Origin of the sequence: Rubellimicrobium rubrum (genome assembly GCF_006152115.1) — a bacterium.
In the GTDB taxonomy this organism is placed as follows: Bacteria; Pseudomonadota; Alphaproteobacteria; order Rhodobacterales; family Rhodobacteraceae; genus Rubellimicrobium; species Rubellimicrobium rubrum.
In genome coordinates this window covers 17,224-35,856 of sequence record NZ_VDFU01000021.1, presented here as the reverse complement: position 1 = coordinate 35,856, position 18,633 = coordinate 17,224, and the positions used below count along the sequence as shown (strand labels likewise).

Sequence of the window (18,633 nt, the reverse complement as noted above, 5' to 3'; positions counted from 1 at the left end):
GGGGGGGGGGGGGGGTGAGCGGAAGTGTCACCGGCCATCCTGATCCTCGCCTGCTACGAGAATCGTTCTAGACCAACAAGGTTAATGAAACGTGAAACTACCAAATCGCCAACAAACTGAAACGCTCGTGCCTAGCCTTCGGTTCCCTTGTCCAGTGTAGAGTCCTCGGCCTCCCGCCCGGACCGGCATCCGGGTCAGCTTCGGTCCACGACCTTGGCCTGAGCGTCCCCTACAAGAAAGGCCGCAGAGTCGTAGATGGTTTCGAATCGCATGACCTTGTCGCCCGTGAACTCGACCACGCTGACGCCCCTGTAGGTGATCGGATGCCCGCCCTTGAGGGCTCCCTGCGAGGTCCAAACCAAGGCGACCTGACCGTCGGCCTCGATGCGGTGGCTGAATTCAGAGCGGATCTCATCGAACTGGTCCAGATAGGTTTGCCAGAACTGGCGCGCGCCTTCGATGCCATGATGCGCGATGGCGAGGTTGCGCAACTCCGCCTCGTCGGCGAACAGCCTGACCAAGTGATCGGGATCGCGTGTTTCCTCGGTCTTCTGGAGCGATTCCGCGAAAGTGTCCGCCATGCCGGCCATGTCCGGTCTCCCTTTTCTGATGTCGAAGTCAGAAGCCGCAGCACCACCGCCGGGTTCCACGAAGCCGAGCGCGCCGAAGGTTGCGGCGGTCGATCATCCGTTTCCCTCGTCACGCTCGGGCTCGATGCTGCCCTTCCGGTCCAGCCAGCGCGCTACGAGCAGGCAAAGAAAGGCCCAGCCTGCCCCAAGGGTCCAGCCCGCCAGCACGTCGGACGGCCAGTGGACGCCCAGGTAGACCCGGCTGACACCGACGGCAGAGGTGACGAGGGTGGCGAGGACGATCCAGTAGGCCTTCATGCGCCGCTTGGGCTCGGCCCGGGCCAGCATCACCGCCAGAGTGAGCCAGGTCACCGCTGCCATGACCGAATGCCCGGAGGGGAAGGAGGTCGACACGTACTCGGTCCCGTGCGAGACGAGATCAGGGCGCGGGCGGTCGAAGTAGGCCTTGGACAGATGAGAGAGCGCCTGCCCGCCGGCGACGGCCACGCCCAGGAACAGCGCGGACCGTCCATGCCGGCGGAGCGCCAGGGCCCCCATGACCGACAGGGTGACGAAGGTCAGCACCGTCACGCCGCCCAAGGCGGTGATGTCGCGCACGGCGGTCTCGACCACGGGGGGACCGATAGGATCGGACAGATCAGTGGACGAGCGGAAGGCGAGCAGGAGGGTCTCGTCGAAGGCGTGCGTCTCCCCTTCGGACACCTCGCCGGCCAGTCCGACAAAGGACCAGAGCGCGGTGGCCGTCAGGAGCACGAACAGGAGCGTTCTGGACTCGGCCAGGGCAAGGAGCGGTCGAAGGCCAGTCGCAGACCTTGGTGGTTTAAGAGGACTTCTCATGGCCGGGCTGTCACGATTGCCAGAGCCGTGGGAGCACACCCCCGATGCCCCCTAAGGGGTCGGCCTTCGGCAAGGGTACCGCGGCGATGGCGGGAATAGTCCGGGCCCTTTCGCCGGGGTTGCCCCTGTTGATGTCCCAGTCGAGCCCTCCCGCCGTGGCGCCTACTACTTGGAAGTCGTGGCTCGACTCCTCCGCACAATGGGCGACGCCTGCGGGAATCACGACCACGCTGCCGGGAACGACCTCCAGGGTCAGGCCGGATGGTCCGCCCAGACGCAGGCGCGCACGGCCTCGGGTGCAGCCCAGCACCTCATGGGCCGTCGAATGGTAGTGATGGAAGTCGTAGACTCCGTCGCGCCAGGCTCCCGTCCAGCCGTTGGCGGCGAAAAGCTTCTCGAACCCATTTCCGGCCTGAACCCCGTGATAGACGAGGACAGGCAGGGGGCTGTTGGGAAGGCGCCCATCGTCGAAAAGCCGGTGCGCCTCCACCGCCGAGTCGTCCGTCGCTTCGGTCAATGCCCCCTCCTGCCCAGCCAACACCCGCATAAGGGATAGGCTGGGCAGGCAGTATGGCCAGGGTCACGCCGCCGCGCCGCCGACGGTAAGGCCGCCCATCAGCAAGCTTGGTTGCCCGACGCCCACGGGCACCCACTGTCCCGCCTTGCCGCAGTTTCCGATGCCAGGGTCGAGTTGCATGTCGTTGCCTATGGCTCGGATCTGCCTGAGAGCCGTCGCACCGTCGCCGATCAGGGTCGCGCCCTTGACCGGCTCCTGCACTTGGCCGTTCCGCACACGGTAGGCCTCGGTGCAGCTGAACACGAACTTGCCAGAGGTGATGTCCACCTGCCCGCCGCCAAAGCCCACGGCGTAGATCCCGTCCCTGAGGTCCGCGACCATCGACGCGGGGTCGGCGTCGCCCGCCAGCATGTAGGTATTGGTCATGCGCGGCATCGGGATGTGGGCAAAGCTCTGGCGGCGGCCGTTACCGGTGGGGTTCACGCCCATCAGACGGGCGTTCTGGCGGTCCTGCATGTAGCCGACGAGGATCCCGTCCTCGATGAGGACGTTCTTGCCCGAGGGCGTTCCTTCGTCGTCCACGGTGATCGAGCCGCGCCGGTCCGGTATCGTCCCGTCATCGAGCACCGTCACACCCCGCGCCGCCACCTGCTGCCCCATGAGGCCCGCAAAGGCCGAGGTGCCCTTGCGGTTGAAGTCGCCCTCAAGCCCATGCCCCACGGCCTCGTGCAGCAGGATGCCCGGCCAGCCGGGCCCGAGGACGACGTCCATCACGCCGGCCGGCGCGGCTTGCGCGCCCAGGTTCACGACCGCGATTCGCAGCGCCTCGCGCGTCGTTTCCTCCCAAGTGGCGCGGTCGATCAGGCCAAGAAGGCCGTGCCGCCCGCCCGAGCCATGCCCTCCGGCCTCGCGGCGCCCGTTCTCCTCTACGATGACCGAGATGTTGAGCCGCGACATGGGCCGCACATCCGTCACGAGATCGCCCTCGGGCCGCAAGATCGCTACCTCCTGATGCGAGGCGGAAAGCGTGGCCGACACCTGCACCACGCGGGGGTCAAGGGCGCGGGCAAAGGCGTCGATCTCGCGCAGCGTATCCACCTTGAGACCGAAGGCCGCGCCCTCCATCGGGTCGGCGTCGCCATAAAGGCGGCGGTTCGTCTTGGGGGGCGGCGCGGACAGGGTTCCGCCGCCTGTCCCCACCGCAAGCCGGGCCGTCGCCACCGCGCGGGCCAGGGCGGGTTCGTCGATCGTGGTCGAATGGGCGTAACCCGACGTCTCGCCGTGAACGGCGCGCAGGCCGAAACCTTCGGAGGCGTCGAAGCTCGCCGTCCTGAGGCGGCCGTCGTCGAAGCCCAGAACCTCGGCGCGGCGCCGTTCCAGGAAAAGCTCCCCGTCGTCAGCTCCAGCCACAGCCTCCCGCAGGCGGGACAGGGCGGAGTCGCGGTCGAGCAGCTCCTCGAAGGGGCGGAAAGGGGCGGAGGCCATTGGAAACTCCTCGTGAGACAGGGCCGCGGGGGGGCGGGATGCGACAACGCGCAGCTTGTTATGCCCATCAGGATATGGGATGAGGCGCGCGTCCGACAGGGGCTCTCGCGCCCCTGTCACCTTATCCGCGCTCGTTGAGGACCTGCCCATGCGCCTGTTCCACCCCATCCGAACGCTCGCCGCCGCTACGGGGACGGCCTTCCTTGGCGCCGCCGTTTGGGCGCAAGAGGCCGCGAACGGGGTGGAAGCGACGGTGGACGGTCTGCCCATCATCGGTCAGCCGCGTCCGAACGGCGTCAACTTCCAGCCTTCTGCTACCAGCATCGCCGAGGACACGCACTGGCTTGGCCAGATGGTGGACTGGATCATCCTGGTCATCGTGCTGTTCGTCACGGCGCTGCTGCTGTGGGTGATCTATCGCTACAATGAGCGGCGGAATCCCAAGCCCGCGGGCTTCACCCACAATTCTCCGCTTGAGATTGCGTGGACTGTGGTTCCCATCGTGATCCTTGTGTTCATCGGGTCCTTCTCGCTCCCCGTGCTGTTCAATCAGCAGGAGATCCCCGAGGGTGACATCCATATCAAGGTGACCGGCTACCAGTGGTACTGGCACTACGACTACCCCGATGAGGCCATCTCGTTCGACAGCTACATGATCGGCTACGGCGAGGGGAACCTGAACGAAGGCATCAGCGCCCAGTTGCAGGAAGCCGGGTTCACCGACGCCCACTTCAAGCTGGCCACAGACACCTCCGTCGTCGTTCCCGTGGGTGCGACCGTTGTGATGACAGTCACCGGGGGCGACGTGATCCACTCCTGGACGATCCCGGCCTTTGGCGTGAAGCAGGATGCCGTGCCCGGCCGACTGGCCCATCTGTGGTTCGAGGCCGAGGAGGAAGGCATCTTCTTCGGCCAGTGCTCGGAACTCTGCGGCAAGGACCACGCCTTCATGCCGATCCAGGTGCGCGTCGTTTCGCCCGAGGCTTATGCCACCTGGCTGGAGCAGGCCAAGGTCGATTTCCCCGCCCCCGCAAGCTGATCCCAGCCAGGGAGCGGCACCACGTCGCGGCGCCCGGGCCTGTCCCTGAGGCGCCGCTTCTCTTATGTGATCCATCGATCCATCGCAGGACGGTTCCATGAGCGACGCCAGCCTTTCCGCCCCCCTGAGCGTTCCTGGCGAGGCCGGGATGGGCGACTACTGGGCCTTGCTCAAGCCGCGCGTCATGTCGCTGGTTGTTTTCACGGCCATGGTGGGACTGATCGCCGCCCCACTCCCGGTCCACCCGTTCGTGGCGTTCGTGTCCATCCTCTGCATCGCGGTGGGCGGAGGGGCGTCGGGCGCGCTGAACATGTGGTGGGACGCCGATATCGACGCGATCATGCGGCGCACCAAAAGCCGGCCCGTCCCCTCGGGCCGCGTCGCGCCGGGAGAAGCCAAGGCTCTGGGTCTCGCGCTGTCCGGCTTTTCGGTGATGCTGCTGGGCCTCGCGTCGAACTGGCTCGCTGCGGGGCTCCTGGCCTTCACCATCTTCTTCTATGTCGTCGTTTACACCATTTGGCTCAAACGCCGCACCCCTCAGAACATCGTCATCGGTGGACTGGCCGGTGCCTTGCCGCCGCTGGTCGGCTGGGTTGCAGCCACCGGCAGCTTCGCATGGGCGCCTGTTCTTATGGTCCTGCTCGTGTTCATGTGGACACCCCCGCACTTCTGGGCTCTCGCGCTGTTTGTCCGGGGCGACTACGGCTTGGCCGAAGTCCCCATGCTGACCGAGACGCATGGCGACCGGACGACCCGCAACCACATCCTGGCCTACGCACTGGCCCTCGTGCCCGTTTCGCTGGGGCTGGGGCTCACCGCAGTTGCCGGCCCGATCTACCTGGCGGCGAGCCTCGTTCTGAACGTCCTGTTCGTGCGGGCGTGCTGGCAGGTGTGGCGTCGCGACCGGGCCCAATCGGACGCTGACCGCTTTGCTGCCGAACGGCAGGCGTTCAAGCTGTCGCTCATCTATCTGTTCCTTCATTTCGGGGCCCTCCTCATCGAAGCGAGCCTCGGCCCTTATTTGGGAGCCTGACATGGCCATCCGCGTCGAACACGAGCTGCATCAGCGCCGCTGGGGCCGTAACTTGGGCCTGGGCCTGATCCTGGCGGGGCTGGTCGCCATCGTCTTCGGGCTCACGGTGGTGAAGGTGCTGTCCCTGGCGGACATCCGGGAATTCGAGAGCTTCGACCACGTTTCACGGCCGCAGATCGTCAGCGAAGACGAAGCGGTCCAAGGCAGCGGAGGAACGCCATGACCCCCCAGGCTCGCACTGCATTGGGCGCTGTCGGCCTCGTGGTCGTCATGGCATCGCTCAGCTTCGCGGCCGTTCCGTTCTACGACTGGTTCTGCCGGGTTACGGGCTTTGCCGGGACGGTCAGCACCGGGACCGGCGAGGGTATTGCGGTAATCGAAGATACCGTTGTGGTCCGCTTCGACGCGACCGTGGACAAGGACCTTCCCTGGACCTTCAGGCCGGTCGAGCGTCAGATGACCGTCCGCCTAGGCGAATCGAATCTCGCCTTCTACGAGGCTCACAATCCGACGAACGAACCCATCGCAGGGCAGGCCACCTACAACGTCGTCCCCGATGCAGCTGGTGGCTATTTCACTAAAGTCCAATGCTTCTGCTTCACCGAGCAGATCCTTCAGCCGGGCCAGACCGTTCAGATGCCCGTCAGCTTCTACGTGGACCCGGAGATGATCGAGGATCCCGAGGGCAAGTTCGTCCACGAGATCACCTTGGGCTACACCTTCTACAAGATCGACCTGCCCGAGGAGGCCGGGCCCGATACGCAGGCCGCCCTCCAGGACGTCTCCGGCGGGCCTTTGACAGCCGCGCCGCAAGCGTCCATAGACTGACGCCGCGACCGAGAGGGGAAACGCCGAGATGGCACACGCGAAGAACCACGATTACCACGTCCTGCCACCCTCCATCTGGCCTTTCGTCGGATCGGTCGGGGCCTTCGTCATGCTGTTCGGGGCGACGCTCTGGATGCACGGGTCAGGCCCCTGGTTGTTCCTGATCGGTCTCGTGGCCGTTCTTTACACCATGTACGGGTGGTGGGCCGACGTGATCGCGGAAAGCCGCGTGGGCGATCACACCCCTGTGGTCCGCATCGGCCTGCGCTACGGCTTCATCCTCTTCATCATGTCCGAGGTGATGTTCTTCGCGGCTTGGTTCTGGTCGTTCTTCAAGCACGCCATGTACCCGATGGGCCCCGAATCGCCCGCCGTGGATGGCGTCTGGCCCCCGCCCGGCATCGAGACCTTTGACCCCTGGCATCTGCCGCTGATCAACACCCTGATCCTGCTCTGCTCGGGCGCGGCTGCGACCTGGGCGCACCACGCCCTCGTCCACGAGAACAACAAACAGGACATGAAGTACGGCCTGTGGCTCGCCATCGGGCTGGGCCTGCTGTTCACGTTCTTCCAAGGTTACGAATACAGCCATGCGGCTTTCGGTTTTGCCGGAAATATCTATGGCGCGAACTTCTTCATGGCGACCGGCTTCCACGGCGCGCACGTGATCATCGGGACCCTGTTCCTCGCCGTCTGCCTGTTCCGGACCTACAAGGGTGACTTCACGCCCGAGAAGCATGTCGGCTTCGAAGCGGCGGCCTGGTACTGGCACTTCGTCGATGTGGTCTGGCTGTTCCTCTTTGCCTCCATCTACATCTGGGGTGCCTGATTCCTCGCTGTTTTTGGCTTCGGCCCGATCTACGCGCGGGGAGTTCCCCGCGCGTTTCGCATTGAGAGGATCCCCGTGAAGCGGCTCTGGTTTCCTGTCGTGATGGCCTTGGTCGGGGTTGCGGTCCTGTGCAGCCTTGGGGCGTGGCAGTTGCGGCGCATGGCCCAGAAGGAAGAACTGCTGGCCCGAATCGAGGCGCGGATCGGCGCGGAGCCGACGGACCTCCCTGCTGTCGAGGCTCTCGATCCGATGGCCGACCAGTACCGACCTGTGACGGTCACAGGGGCCTTGGGTGGCGAAGAAGCCCCGGTGCTGACCTCCCTTCAGGGTGAAGGCACGGGCTACCGTGTGGTGTCGGTGATGACGGTGGCCGATCGGCGGATCCTGGTAGACCTCGGATTCGCCCCTGAGGCGGACAAGGATCGTCCCCGATTGGCCGAGCAGTTGAAAGTGACCGGCAACCTGCTCTGGCCCAATGAGACCGACTCCTGGACGCCGCCTCCCGACCTCCAAAGGAACATGTGGTTCGCCCGCGAACTGTCTGCGATGGCAACGGCGCTGCGAACCGAGCCTGTGCTAGTCGTGGCGCGCAGCATCGAGGGGGCGGAACTGGGCACCATCCCGATTCCTGTGGATACGGCAGGGATCCCGAACGACCATTACGAATACGCGGTCACCTGGTTCGGACTGGCGCTCGTCTGGGCGGTGATGAGCCTGGTTCTTGTAGGACGGGTTCGGCGGGGTGTCGCATGAGATACCCGCTCCACTTGGTCGATGCCTTCACCGACCGGGCCTTCTCCGGCAATCCGGCTGCGGTCATGGTGCTCGACGAGCCTTTGCCCGATCACCTGATGCAAGCCGTCGCGCAGGAAATGAACCAGGCCGAGACGGCCTTTGTTATGCCACGGGTCGGTGCCTGGGACCTGCGCTGGTTCACCCCCGTCCAAGAGGTGGCGTTTTGCGGGCACGCGACGTTGGCCGCGGCCCATGTGCTTGCCGCCGAGATGGGACGGACGGGCGAGATCTCCTTCCAGACGCAGCGGGTCGGCGCCCTGAAGGTGCGGGTCGAGCAGCCGTGCCGCTACAGGCTCGACCTACCCCGGATCGAGCCGAGGCCGGTGACGCTGAGGGAACTCCCGTTCTGGGTCTCGGGGTATCGCTCGGCCTTCAAGGCGGATGAAGTTCTGTGCATCGAAGTCGAGTCGGAGAAAGACGTCCGGGGCTTCGAGCCGGACTTCGGCCTGATCGCCCAGTATCTGGCCGGGGGCTTCTGCCTGACCGCACCCGGCCACGACGCGGATTGCGTGTCCCGCTTCTTCTGGCCGTCCGGCGGCATCCCCGAAGATCAGGTGACCGGATCGCTACATGCCACGCTGGTTCCGTTCTGGGCCGGGCGCCTGGGGCGTGATCGCTTGACGGCCGTGCAGGCGTCCCGGCGCGCAGGCCGGCTCGACTGCGAACTGGCGCCGCAACGCGTCTTCCTGACCGGCTCGGCCGTCACCACCCTGCGCGGCCATATCGACCTGCCCGACTGAGGTTCCTTCATGCGCTACATCTCCACCCGGGGGAACGCCCCCGCCCTCGACTTCGAGCGGGCCATGATGACCGGCCTTGCATCGGATGGTGGCCTTTACGTGCCCGAGGTCGTGCCCGTCTTGAACCCCGAGGAGATTGCCGCCCTCGCCGAGCTGCCGTTCGAGGAAGCGGCCTTCCGCATCATGCGGCCCTTTGTCAGCGACAGCTTCGAGCCCGACGAGTTCCGGCGGCTGATCGAGGCCGCGTATGGTGGCTTCGGCCACGTCGCGCGCGTGCCCTTGGTCCAGCTTGGGCCGAATCATTTTCTGCTAGAACTGTTCCACGGCCCCACGCTCGCGTTCAAGGACGTGGCGATGCAGCTTATCGGGCAGCTGTTCCAAGCGGCTCTGGGCCGGTCGGGCGGGCGCATCACCATTGTCGGCGCGACTTCGGGCGACACCGGGTCGGCGGCCATCGAGGCGTTCCGCGGCCTTCAGGGCGTCGACGTGTTCATCCTCTACCCGCATGGTCGGGTCTCAGAGGTGCAGCGCCGGCAGATGACCACGCCCAGCGAGGGCAACGTTCATGCGCTGGCCATGGATGGGGATTTCGACGACTGCCAGGCAGCGCTCAAGGCCATGTTCGCGGATCGGACGTTCGCAGACGGCGTGGCTCTTGCAGGGGTGAACTCGATCAACTGGGCGCGGGTCCTGGCGCAGGTGGTCTATTACTTCACGGCCGCCGTCAGCCTTGGTGCGCCGCACAGGTCAGTCAGCTTCACCGTGCCCACGGGGAACTTTGGCGACATCTACGCGGGACTGATCGCCCGCCGTATGGGGCTTCCCATCGAGCGGCTGGTCATCGCGACCAACCAGAACGATATCCTGCACCGTACGATGGTGTCGGGCGACCACCGCAAGGAGGGTGTCGTTCCCTCGATCAGCCCGTCCATGGACATCCAGGTGAGCTCGAACTTCGAACGGGCGCTCTTCGACGCGTATGGGCGCGACGCGCAAGCGGTCACGGCGGCGATGGCGTCGCTGCGCGAGGAGGGGGGCTTCAAGGTAGGGCAGGGCGCCATCGAGACCTTGCGGGACTGGTTCGCCTCCGGCCGTGCCTCGGAGGAGGAAACCTCGGCCACCATCGCTCGCGTTCTTGCGACCACGGGTGAGTTGATCTGCCCGCATACGGCGGTTGGCGTTCATGTGGCAGAGACCTATCTGGGAGAGACACCCATGGTGACCCTCGCCACCGCGCATCCGGCCAAGTTCCCGGCGGCGGTCGAGGCCGCCACGGGGATCCGGCCCCCTCTTCCGCCGCGCATGGCCGACCTGTATGACCGTCCAGAGCGGGTGACGAGGGTTCCCAACGACCTCGATAGCCTGAAAAACCTCATTCGGGAGCGCATCCGCACGTGAGCGTCCGACTTCATACCCTGTCCAACGGCTTCCGCATCGCTACCGAAACCATGCCGGGCCTCAAATCTGCCGCCATCGGCGTCTGGGTCCTGGCCGGCGGGCGGCACGAACGAGCCGAGCAGAACGGCATTGCCCATTTCCTCGAACACATGGCCTTTAAGGGCACCGCGCGCCGCAGCGCCCTGGAGATCGCCGAAGCCATCGAGGATGTGGGCGGCTATATCAACGCCTACACCTCGCGCGAGATGACGGCCTATTATGTCCGCGTCCTCGAGGACGACGTGGATCTCGCGCTCGACGTGATCGCGGACATCCTGCTGAACCCCGTCTTCGCCCCCGAGGAGATCGAGGTCGAGCGGGGCGTGATCCTTCAGGAGATCGGGCAGACGCTCGACACGCCGGACGATATCGTCTTCGACTGGCTGCAGGAGGTCGCCTATCCGGACCAGCCGCTCGGGCGCACAATCCTGGGCGAAAGCGAGCGGGTAAGCAGCTTCGGCAAGGACGATCTGCGGCGCTTCGTATCCGAGCACTACGGGCCGGGCCAGATGATTCTATGCGCTGCGGGCGCCGTGGACCATGACGCGATCTGCCGCGCGGCGGAGCAGCTGTTTGGGCACCTGAGCCCCCTTCATCGTCCGTCGCTGATCCAGCCTGCCCGCTGGCAGGGTGGCGAGCGGCGCGAGATCAAAGCTCTGGAGCAGGTGCACTTCGCGCTGGCCCTCGAAGGCCCGGACTATCGCGACCCGGCGATCCACACGGCGCAGATCTGGGCCACGGCGATGGGCGGCGGCATGTCGTCCCGGCTGTTCCAGGAGATCCGGGAGAACCGGGGTCTTTGCTACACCATCTTCGCCCAGGCTGGGGCTTATGAGGACACGGGCCTCAGCACGATCTACGCCGGGACCAGCGCCGAGGACATCGTCGAGCTGGTCGGCATCACCGTGGACGAACTGAAGCGCGCGGCCGACGACATGACCGAGGCCGAGGTCGCGCGGTCGCGGGCGCAGATGAAGGCTGGCATGCTGATGGGCCTAGAGAGCCCCTCCAACCGGGCCGAACGTTTGGCGCGGATGCTGTCGATCTGGGGTCGCGTGCCGACGGTCGAGGAGCAGATCGCCAAGGTGGAGGCTGTCACTACGCAGGATGTCCGCGACTTTTCCGCACGAATGGCGGGCGATACGGGCACGGCGCTCGCGGTCTATGGCCCGGCCGAAGCCGCGCCGACTCTCGATGCCGTGCGGGACAGGCTCGCGGCCTGAGCATGGGACATCCGTGATCTTCCGTCGCAGGGAGCTTCGGCTTGAAACCGAGCGGATGGTGCTTCGGCCCCCGCAGATGGGGGATTGGCGTGCCTGGTCCGCGCTCAGGCGCGACTCGGAGGATTTCCTGAAACCCTGGGAGCCCCTGTGGGCGCATGACCACCTGAGCCGCCGGGCCTTTACCAACCGCGTGGGCTGGGCCCGGCACTCCATCGCGACCGGGACGGCGGTGCCGCTGTTCCTGATCCGTCGCGAGGACGGAATGCTTTTAGGCGCGATCACGCTGGACAACATCCGGCGTGGCCCTGCGCAGTCCGGGACCACGGGCTACTGGATCGGCCAGCCCTTCGCGCGGCATGGCTACATGCGCGAGGCGGTGCTGTCCTTGGTGAACTACGCCTTCACCGTGCTGGACCTGAGCCGGATCGAGGCTGGCTGCCTGCCCGAGAACACCCCCTCCCGCCGGCTTCTCGAGGGCTGCGGCTACAAGTACGAGGGGGTGGCGCAGAGCTATCTCCAGATCAACGGCCGCTGGCGGAATCATGTGCTCTACGCCAACCTGCGCAACGATCGGCGTGGGCGCACAGACGTCGGCTGAGCGTTGCTCTCGGATTCGTGGGGTGACGTGGCCGCATGGCTCGCTAGCCTTCCAGCCATGCGTATAGCATCCCTTGCCCTGACCCTGCTGACAGCACTGCCTGCTTTCGCGCAGGAGCGGATTCCCAGCCACTGCATCGCCCTGGCCCAAGGGCCCGAGCGGCTGGTGTCTGCGAGCTTCCGCGAACCGGTTCCGGTTGACAGCGTGCGGATCAGCTATGTCGATCATGCCATGTTCCTGATCCAGACCCTGTCGGTTTCGGTGGCGACGGATTTCACGGGTTTTCTGGGTAACGTGGATTTTCTGCCGGACGTGGTGACGATGAACCATGCGCACGGCACCCATTGGACCGAGGCGCCCGATCCCGCCATTCCCCATGTCCTGCGCGGTTGGGCCGAAGGTGGGCAGGCCGCGCGGCACAACCTCGATCTAGGCGAGATGCTGATCCGGAACGTGCCCACCGACATCCGGGGCCGCTTCGGCGGCGTGGAGCCCGACGGCAACTCCATCTTCGTCTTCGAGGCCGGCGGCCTGTGCATCGGCCATCTGGGCCACCTGCACCATGAGCCCACGCCAGAGGACTATGCCTTTCTGGGGCGGCTCGACGTGGTGATGGTGCCGGTGGATGGGGGCCTCACGCTCGACCACCCGACGCTGGTGCGGTCCCTGGAAAGATTTCGGTCCCGCATCGTCATTCCGATGCACTGGTTTGGGCGCGGCACGTTGGATTCCTTTCTGGCCGACATGGAAAACGAAGCCGGATATGTCGTGGACCGGCGGGAGACGAGCGACCTCGTCCTGACCCTGGCCGACTTGCCGGATCAGCCGACCGTCATCGTGCTTGAACCCAGGCTGCTGTCGGACAACTGACTTGTCGGCCGGGCGGCGGGGTGCAACTTGGGCGCATGACCCTTGCGCCCGTGACCCCCGCCTTCTTCGATGCGCTCCGCGCTCATCTGCCTGCCGCCACCTTCCGCGAGGCCGAGGAACATCACCTGACCGAGCCGCGCGGCCGGTTCCGCGGGACAGGGCTGCTGCTGGCCCCTGGTTCCACCGAGGAGGTCGCTGCCATCCTTCGCGCCTGCCACGAGGCGCGGGTGCCGGTGGTCCCTCATTCCGGCGGCACAGGCCTTGTCGGAGGCCAACTCATGTCCGAAGGGGTCGCGCCGGTGATCCTGAGCCTCGCGCGGATGGACCGGATAAGGGCCGTTCTTCCGGCCGAGAACGTGCTGGTCGCCGAGGCCGGGGTCATCCTGGCCGATGTACAGGGGCGGGCGCAAAGGGAAGGGCGCCTGTTCCCCTTGTCGCTGGCCTCCGAAGGCTCGGCCCGGATCGGCGGGCTGCTCGCGACCAATGCGGGGGGAACCCAGGTGCTGCGCTACGGCAACGCGCGCGCGCTGTGCCTTGGCGTTGAGGCGGTCACTGCACAGGGAGAGGTCTGGCACGGGCTGTCTCGGCTGCGCAAGGACAACGCGGGCTACGACCTGCGCGACCTCTTGATCGGGTCGGAAGGCACGCTCGGGATCATCACGGCGGCGGCGCTGCGGCTGGTTCAGCCTCCGGCCGCCATCGGCGTGGCCCTCCTTGCGGTGCCGTCGCCAGCCGCGGCGCTGGATCTCCTGGGGCTCGCGCAGGGGCGTTACGGGGACGCCGTGCAGGGCTTCGAACTGATGGGCCGGATGGGATTCGACTTTCTGGAGGAGACGGGGCTGGGGGTATCGCCGCTCCGACCGGTCCCGGACTGGTCGGTCCTGATCGAGTTGGGGTTACCCGAAGGTCTTGAGCCGCAGGGCGCCCTAGAGCGGATCTTTCTCGAAGGGAGCGAGCGGGGCCTTGTCACCGATGGCGTCCTGGCCGCATCCGAGGCGCAGGGCGCGGCGCTATGGGAACTGCGCGAGCGGATACCAGAGGCGAACCGGCGTATCGGTTCGGTCTCCTCGCATGACATCTCGCTGCCTTTGTCCGAGATCGCGCCCTTCATCCCCCAAGCCGAGGCCGCGTTGGCGGCCTTGGGACCGTTCCGCGTCAACTGCTTCGGCCATCTGGGTGATGGCAATCTGCACTTCAACGTCTTCGCGCACAAAGGCGTGCCACGGTCCGAGCACGACGCGCTGAGGAGCCGGGTCAAGGAGATCGTGCATGACCTCGTTCATGCGCGTGGCGGTTCGGTCGCGGCCGAGCACGGGGTGGGGCGGCTCAAGGTCGCGGACCTCGAACGTTACGGTGACCCCGTGAAGCTGTCGATGATGCGTGCGGTCAAGGCGGCGTTGGACCCGAACGGCATCCTGAACCCCGGTGCCGTTCTGCGATTCCAAGGCTGACCCTCTGCGGTCAGTGCCCCGCAAACGAACAGAGTGCATGGACGCGGTGGCCGGTCGTCTCCAAGAGCTGCCGCCCACCAAGATCCGGCAGGTCGACGACAAAGGCGCAGCCGACCGCATCGCCGCCTAGCTGACCGATGAGGCTCAGCCCCGCCTCGGCGGTGCCGCCGGTCGCGAGGAGATCGTCTACGAGGAGAACCTTTTCGCCGGGACGGATGGCATCGTCGTGAACTTCCAGCACGGCGGTCCCGTACTCGAGCTTGTACGCCTGCTCGATGGTCCGGCCGGGCAGCTTGCCCTTCTTGCGCATCGGCACGAAGCCCGCCGAAAGCTGGTGCGCGACCGCACCGCCCAAGATGAAGCCGCGCGCCTCAAGACCCGCGACCTTGTTGATCCGCACGCCCGCCCAGGGCAGAAGAAGTTGGTCCACGGCCATCCTGAACCCGCGCGGGTCACCGAACAGGGTCGTCACGTCGCGGAACATGATCCCCGGCGCCGGGAAATCTGGGATCGTGCGGATGTAGTCCTTGACGGACATGGCTTCTCCAGAGGGTTGAAAGGGACAAGGGCCGCGCATCAGGGGTCCTGTGGCGGATAGTGACGGCGCAGGGCCTCGCGGTCCTGCGGGCCCAGCCGGGTGACGGAGTTCGAATCCTCCGAAAAGACGGAGATGCCGTCATAGGCCGGGTTGCGGATGTCGGTCATCAGGCCCATGGCCTGGGTCAGTTCCTCAAGCACGACGGGCCCGACATCCGACAATGGCAGGTTCGCGGCCATCACGATGACGGCCTCGGCCAGATCCTCGCCTTCGTCCCACCAGATGGTTACGAGGGCCGCCCCGATGACCTGCCCGTCCACGCCGGCAAGTCCGGTCCCTTCGATGGAGTCGCCCTCGCGGACGGGGGCGAGGTGAAAAGTGATGTCGGGAGGTTCACCTTTGCGGGCCCGGCGCAACTGCAGCGCGGCGCCTGCGGCGTTGATCTCGGCTATGGCGTGATCCACGGCACCGCTCATGCGCCGGATCATCTGGGGCGGATAGGTCGACGGCACCGGCGCGAAGCCCACGGCCAGGTCCTGCGCCCGCGAAGGGGACCAGCGCACCGGGTCGACGGTGCATGGCCCGCCCGGCAGCGCCCGACAGGACACCAGCCGGTAGAAATCCTCGGAGGACAGCTTGCCCGAGGTCACGAGGAAGTCGTCCTCGGCAGCCGCGGCTGCCCCGAAGCCCAGGAGCCCTGCCAGCAAGAGGGCGCCAAGCTTCAAAGCACGCGACCCGCGATGGTGCGGAGGCGCTCCAGCAGCGCCGGGTCGCGACGATCGGCAGCGGTGATCAGCGCATGGTCAAGCGCGCGATCGCAGCCGTCCCGACAAGGCATACCCCTTTCGGCCAGGCGCTCCGGAAGAAGCGTGGCCAGATCCCGGGCCAATGCCACATTGGCGGCCAGCACCGCCAGCACGGCGGCGACATCCACTGCGCCGTGTCCCTCGTGCCAGGAGTCGTAGTCCGTCACCATGGCGACCGTGGCGTAGCAAAGCTCCGCCTCACGAGCGAGGCGCGCTTCGGGCAGGGCCGTCATGCCGATCACGTCGCAGCCCCAGACTTCGCGCCACAACCGCGACTCGGCCCGCGAGGAGAACTGCGGTCCTTCCATGCAGAGATAGGTTCCCCCCCGATGGACCGTCGCGCCCGCGGCCTCGGCCGCATCGGCCGCAAGCCGCGACAGGCGCGGGCAGGTGGGCTGGGCGAGGCTGACGTGCGCCACGCAGCCGGTCCCGAAGAACGAGGCCGGCCGGCCCACCGTCCGGTCCACGAACTGGTCCACCACAACGATGTCGCCCGGTGCCATCTTCTCACGGAAGGAGCCCACGGCCGAGATCGAAACGACGTCCGTTACGCCAAGCATCCTAAGCGCGGCGATGTTGGCTCGCGCAGGCAACTCGCCGGGCGCATGGACATGGCTGCGGCCGTGACGCGGCAGGAAGCTGACCGGCATGCCGCCCAGCCGGCCCGTGAGGATCGCATCCGACGGAGCACCCCAGGGCGTCTCGATGGGACGCCACTCGGCATCGTCGAGGACCAGCCCGTAAAGGCCAGAGCCGCCGATCAGTCCCAGATGCACCGTCATGCCGTTCCCGCCCGTCGCCCGTCCGAACCCTGCCTCCAGAGGCAGTCCCGCGCAACCACTTGCCGGACGGCAGGTTCAGCGCGTCGGGATCGCGCGAGGACGGGCCATCTGGAACACCTCCTGCACGACGGCGTAGTCCCGGTAGCCCAGGCGCGACAAGGGATGGTAGCGGGTCACGTCGAGGCGGCCGTCCACCAGGCAATCGTCCCGCAGGTGCACGCCCGTCACCACGCCGAAAACGGCATAGTTGGCGTCCCCCGCCAGCCGCACGATGCGGGTCAGCCGGCATTCCAGGGCGGCAGGCGCTCCGGCCACCCGGACGCAGGGAATCGTCTCGCAGGACGCCTTGGCAATACCGGCAGCCCCGAACTCGTCCACCTCGCGCGGGTGGGGAGCCGAGCTTGCATTCATGGCCTCGCGGGCGGCGAACTCCACGATGTTGATGCAGAAGACGCCGGTGTCGCGGATGTTGCCCAGCGAATCCTTGGTGCCGTCGCGGTCGGGCTTGGTTTCGGACGAGCCGAAGACGACCTGCGGCGGCTCGGACGCCATGGCGTTGAAGAAGGAATAGGGCGCCAGATTGTCCACGCCGTCGAGTCCCCTGGTGGAGATCCAGGCGATTGGACGAGGCGACACGACGGCATGAAAGGGATTGTGGCGCAGGCCGTGGCCGTCGGCGGGGCGATAGAACATCCGATGCGTTCCCTGCATTGACTGGGGCTCCTGCCATGATAGGGGCGGCGCGCCTGCAGGCCCAGGGGAGTCGAGGAAAGCACATGATCCGGCTCGCCGAGGAGACGGCCGATGACTGGTGGGAAGTCGAGGCGCTTCTGGACCTGTGCTTTGCGCCTGGGCGTGAGGCGCTGTCCTCCTATCGCCTCCGCGACGGCGTGGCGCCCGTGGCAGCGCTGTGCCTCGTGGCGCGCGACGCGGACGGCTCACTCGCCGGGGCGATCCGGAATTGGCCCGTGCGGATCGACAGCCCCGGGGGGCGCAGATGGGCGCTGCTGCTGGGGCCCGTGGCGGTGCACCCCACCCATCAGGGCGAGGGGTTGGGTGCCGCGCTGATCCTTCGTGTCCTGGACCTTGCCCGCGAGGGCGGGTGGAGCCGGGTCATGCTCGTGGGGGATCTGCCCTACTATCAGCGCTTCGGCTTTTGCAGGCTCCATGGGGTCGAAATGCCGCCCCCCACGAACCCGGATCGCATCCTAGGGGTCGAGCTGCGGGATGGCTCCTGGGAGGATGTGACCGGCCCGGTCATCCGCGCCCTGGCCTGAGCCTCTGGGGTATCGCAAGGATGCGGCGTATTCAGGTGCTTGAAACGACGCTGAACTCTCGGGCCGACACAAGGGATCGGCAGGGCCGCATTGAAACGGTGTGGGCGATGCCCCATTCTCACTGGCATGAGCAAGCCGCACCTCAGGGAAGTGAACCCCGACAACCCGCCCCTGCCGCTCGGCCAAGCCGAGAAGCAGGAGATTGCCGTCCTTGCCCGCCGCCAGAAGGGGGCGGGTGGCATCCTGATGAAGGCAGTCAACCTGATCGGTGGCTCGGTCGAGGATGGGTTGAAGGTCCTGCCCAAGCCGGTCCGGAGCCAGATCGACAAGGCCGCACAGGCGGCGTTGCTGCGAAGCTACGACGCAGCGGCTAGAACCCGAACGGGCGAGGGGCGACTGGTCGCTTGGGCCTCGTGGGTCACGGGCGATCGGGCGCACAAGGCCTTGGCTGCCTTCTCCGGCGCGATGGGCGGGGCGGGCGGGCTCGCCACCGCGCTCGCGGAACTGCCGCTTGCCACCACCATCATCTTCCGGGCCGTGCAGGGCGTGGCCGAGCTGCATGGCGAGGATCCCCTGTCAGAGGAAACCCGGGTCGAATGCCTGCGCGTGTTCGGTGCCGGAGGGGCGGCCAGCAAGTCGGACGACGCGGTTGACACGTCCTTCCTCGGCGCGCGTCTGTCCCTTTCGGGAACGGCGATCAACCGGTTGGTGGCGCGGGTGGCTCCCCGCTTTGGGGCGGTGATTGGCCAAAAGCTCGCCTCCCAGGCCGTACCGATCCTCGGGGCGGCGGCGGGAGCGGGCACCAACTGGGCCTTTATCGACTATTATGTCGAGATGGCCCATGTGCATTTCGGCCTTCGCCGCCTGGCGCGGCTCCATGGGGAAGGGCCGGTGCTGGACCATTTCCACAAGGTGCTGGCCGAGGGCGAGATCCCGGTGAAGCAGGCCTGAGGCAGGG

22 protein-coding genes are annotated in these 18,633 nt (G+C 66.6%); 14 read left to right on the top strand and 8 right to left on the bottom strand.

Annotation, left to right across the window (positions count from 1 at the left end; translation table 11 throughout):
* Positions 1 to 194: 194 nt before the first annotated feature.
* The 4 genes from FHG66_RS15645 to tldD all read right to left on the bottom strand — a co-directional run bounded on the left by FHG66_RS15645 (position 195) and on the right by tldD (position 3,429).
* A complete protein-coding gene (locus tag FHG66_RS15645; RefSeq protein ID WP_139078005.1) occupies positions 195 to 590 on the bottom strand; it encodes a nuclear transport factor 2 family protein in 396 nt (131 codons plus the stop codon).
* A gap of 93 nt (positions 591 to 683) precedes the next feature.
* Positions 684 to 1,427 (bottom strand): phosphatase PAP2 family protein, encoded by a 744-nt coding sequence (locus tag FHG66_RS15640; RefSeq protein WP_139078004.1) that lies wholly within the window; start codon positions 1,425 to 1,427, stop codon positions 684 to 686.
* Between the two features lie 10 nt (positions 1,428 to 1,437).
* Positions 1,438 to 1,944 (bottom strand): cupin domain-containing protein, encoded by a 507-nt coding sequence (locus tag FHG66_RS15635; RefSeq protein ID WP_218013867.1) that lies wholly within the window; start codon positions 1,942 to 1,944, stop codon positions 1,438 to 1,440.
* Between the two features lie 63 nt (positions 1,945 to 2,007).
* A complete protein-coding gene (tldD, locus tag FHG66_RS15630; protein ID WP_139078002.1) occupies positions 2,008 to 3,429 on the bottom strand; it encodes a metalloprotease TldD in 1,422 nt (473 codons plus the stop codon).
* Positions 3,430 to 3,577: 148 nt separating this feature from the next.
* Here tldD and coxB point away from each other — a divergent pair, with 148 nt between their 5' ends.
* From coxB to FHG66_RS15570, 12 genes are all read left to right on the top strand, one after another.
* Positions 3,578 to 4,468, top strand: coding sequence for a cytochrome c oxidase subunit II (gene coxB / locus FHG66_RS15625; RefSeq protein WP_139078001.1), 891 nt, complete (start codon positions 3,578 to 3,580; stop codon positions 4,466 to 4,468).
* A gap of 97 nt (positions 4,469 to 4,565) precedes the next feature.
* Positions 4,566 to 5,501 (top strand): heme o synthase, encoded by a 936-nt coding sequence (gene cyoE, locus FHG66_RS15620; protein ID WP_139078000.1) that lies wholly within the window; start codon positions 4,566 to 4,568, stop codon positions 5,499 to 5,501.
* A gap of 1 nt (position 5,502) precedes the next feature.
* The gene (locus FHG66_RS15615) at positions 5,503 to 5,724 is read left to right on the top strand and encodes a hypothetical protein (protein ID WP_139077999.1); all 222 of its coding nucleotides are present in this window, start codon (positions 5,503 to 5,505) and stop codon (positions 5,722 to 5,724) included.
* Complete coding sequence (locus FHG66_RS15610) at positions 5,721 to 6,329, top strand: cytochrome c oxidase assembly protein (RefSeq protein WP_139077998.1); 609 nt, start codon at positions 5,721 to 5,723, stop codon at positions 6,327 to 6,329. Before FHG66_RS15615 ends, FHG66_RS15610 begins: the two co-directional genes overlap by 4 nt.
* A gap of 28 nt (positions 6,330 to 6,357) precedes the next feature.
* Positions 6,358 to 7,158 carry a cytochrome c oxidase subunit 3 gene (locus tag FHG66_RS15605; protein WP_139077997.1) on the top strand — a complete coding sequence of 267 codons (801 nt, stop codon included), beginning with the start codon at positions 6,358 to 6,360 and terminating at the stop codon, positions 7,156 to 7,158.
* Between the two features lie 75 nt (positions 7,159 to 7,233).
* Entirely contained in the window at positions 7,234 to 7,911 is a 678-nt protein-coding gene (locus FHG66_RS15600) for an SURF1 family protein (RefSeq protein ID WP_246082636.1), read from the top strand.
* Complete coding sequence (locus tag FHG66_RS15595; protein WP_139077996.1) at positions 7,908 to 8,693, top strand: PhzF family phenazine biosynthesis protein; 786 nt, start codon at positions 7,908 to 7,910, stop codon at positions 8,691 to 8,693. The genes FHG66_RS15600 and FHG66_RS15595 overlap by 4 nt, the downstream gene beginning before the upstream one ends.
* Before the next feature lie 9 nt (positions 8,694 to 8,702).
* Positions 8,703 to 10,091 carry a threonine synthase gene (gene thrC / locus FHG66_RS15590; protein WP_139077995.1) on the top strand — a complete coding sequence of 463 codons (1,389 nt, stop codon included), beginning with the start codon at positions 8,703 to 8,705 and terminating at the stop codon, positions 10,089 to 10,091.
* On the top strand, positions 10,088 to 11,353 hold the full coding sequence (locus FHG66_RS15585) for a M16 family metallopeptidase (protein WP_139077994.1): 1,266 nt from the start codon (positions 10,088 to 10,090) through the stop codon (positions 11,351 to 11,353). The genes thrC and FHG66_RS15585 overlap by 4 nt, the downstream gene beginning before the upstream one ends.
* Before the next feature lie 55 nt (positions 11,354 to 11,408).
* Entirely contained in the window at positions 11,409 to 11,951 is a 543-nt protein-coding gene (locus FHG66_RS15580) for a GNAT family N-acetyltransferase (RefSeq protein ID WP_425471747.1), read from the top strand.
* A gap of 57 nt (positions 11,952 to 12,008) precedes the next feature.
* Complete coding sequence (locus tag FHG66_RS15575; protein WP_139077992.1) at positions 12,009 to 12,821, top strand: MBL fold metallo-hydrolase; 813 nt, start codon at positions 12,009 to 12,011, stop codon at positions 12,819 to 12,821.
* A 35-nt stretch (positions 12,822 to 12,856) separates the two neighbouring features.
* Positions 12,857 to 14,272, top strand: coding sequence for an FAD-binding oxidoreductase (locus tag FHG66_RS15570; protein WP_139077991.1), 1,416 nt, complete (start codon positions 12,857 to 12,859; stop codon positions 14,270 to 14,272).
* 10 nt (positions 14,273 to 14,282) lie between these two features.
* Here FHG66_RS15570 and FHG66_RS15565 read toward each other — a convergent pair whose 3' ends face one another.
* The 4 genes from FHG66_RS15565 to FHG66_RS15550 all read right to left on the bottom strand — a co-directional run bounded on the left by FHG66_RS15565 (position 14,283) and on the right by FHG66_RS15550 (position 17,091).
* Entirely contained in the window at positions 14,283 to 14,810 is a 528-nt protein-coding gene (locus FHG66_RS15565; RefSeq protein WP_139077990.1) for an adenine phosphoribosyltransferase, read from the bottom strand.
* Between the two features lie 38 nt (positions 14,811 to 14,848).
* Positions 14,849 to 15,535, bottom strand: a complete 687-nt coding sequence (locus tag FHG66_RS15560; protein WP_139077989.1) for a hypothetical protein — start codon at positions 15,533 to 15,535, stop codon at positions 14,849 to 14,851.
* The gene (locus tag FHG66_RS15555) at positions 15,532 to 16,398 is read right to left on the bottom strand and encodes an S-methyl-5'-thioadenosine phosphorylase (protein WP_139077988.1); all 867 of its coding nucleotides are present in this window, start codon (positions 16,396 to 16,398) and stop codon (positions 15,532 to 15,534) included. Before FHG66_RS15555 ends, FHG66_RS15560 begins: the two co-directional genes overlap by 4 nt.
* Before the next feature lie 75 nt (positions 16,399 to 16,473).
* On the bottom strand, positions 16,474 to 17,091 hold the full coding sequence (locus FHG66_RS15550) for a flavin reductase family protein (protein WP_139077987.1): 618 nt from the start codon (positions 17,089 to 17,091) through the stop codon (positions 16,474 to 16,476).
* 83 nt (positions 17,092 to 17,174) lie between these two features.
* On the opposite strand from FHG66_RS15550, the gene FHG66_RS15545 reads away from it, so the two are divergent.
* Together FHG66_RS15545 and FHG66_RS15540 are read left to right on the top strand one after the other, a co-directional pair.
* Positions 17,175 to 17,675, top strand: coding sequence for a GNAT family N-acetyltransferase (locus FHG66_RS15545; protein WP_139077986.1), 501 nt, complete (start codon positions 17,175 to 17,177; stop codon positions 17,673 to 17,675).
* Between the two features lie 126 nt (positions 17,676 to 17,801).
* Positions 17,802 to 18,626, top strand: coding sequence for an EcsC family protein (locus FHG66_RS15540; RefSeq protein WP_139077985.1), 825 nt, complete (start codon positions 17,802 to 17,804; stop codon positions 18,624 to 18,626).
* Positions 18,627 to 18,633: the final 7 nt, after the last annotated feature.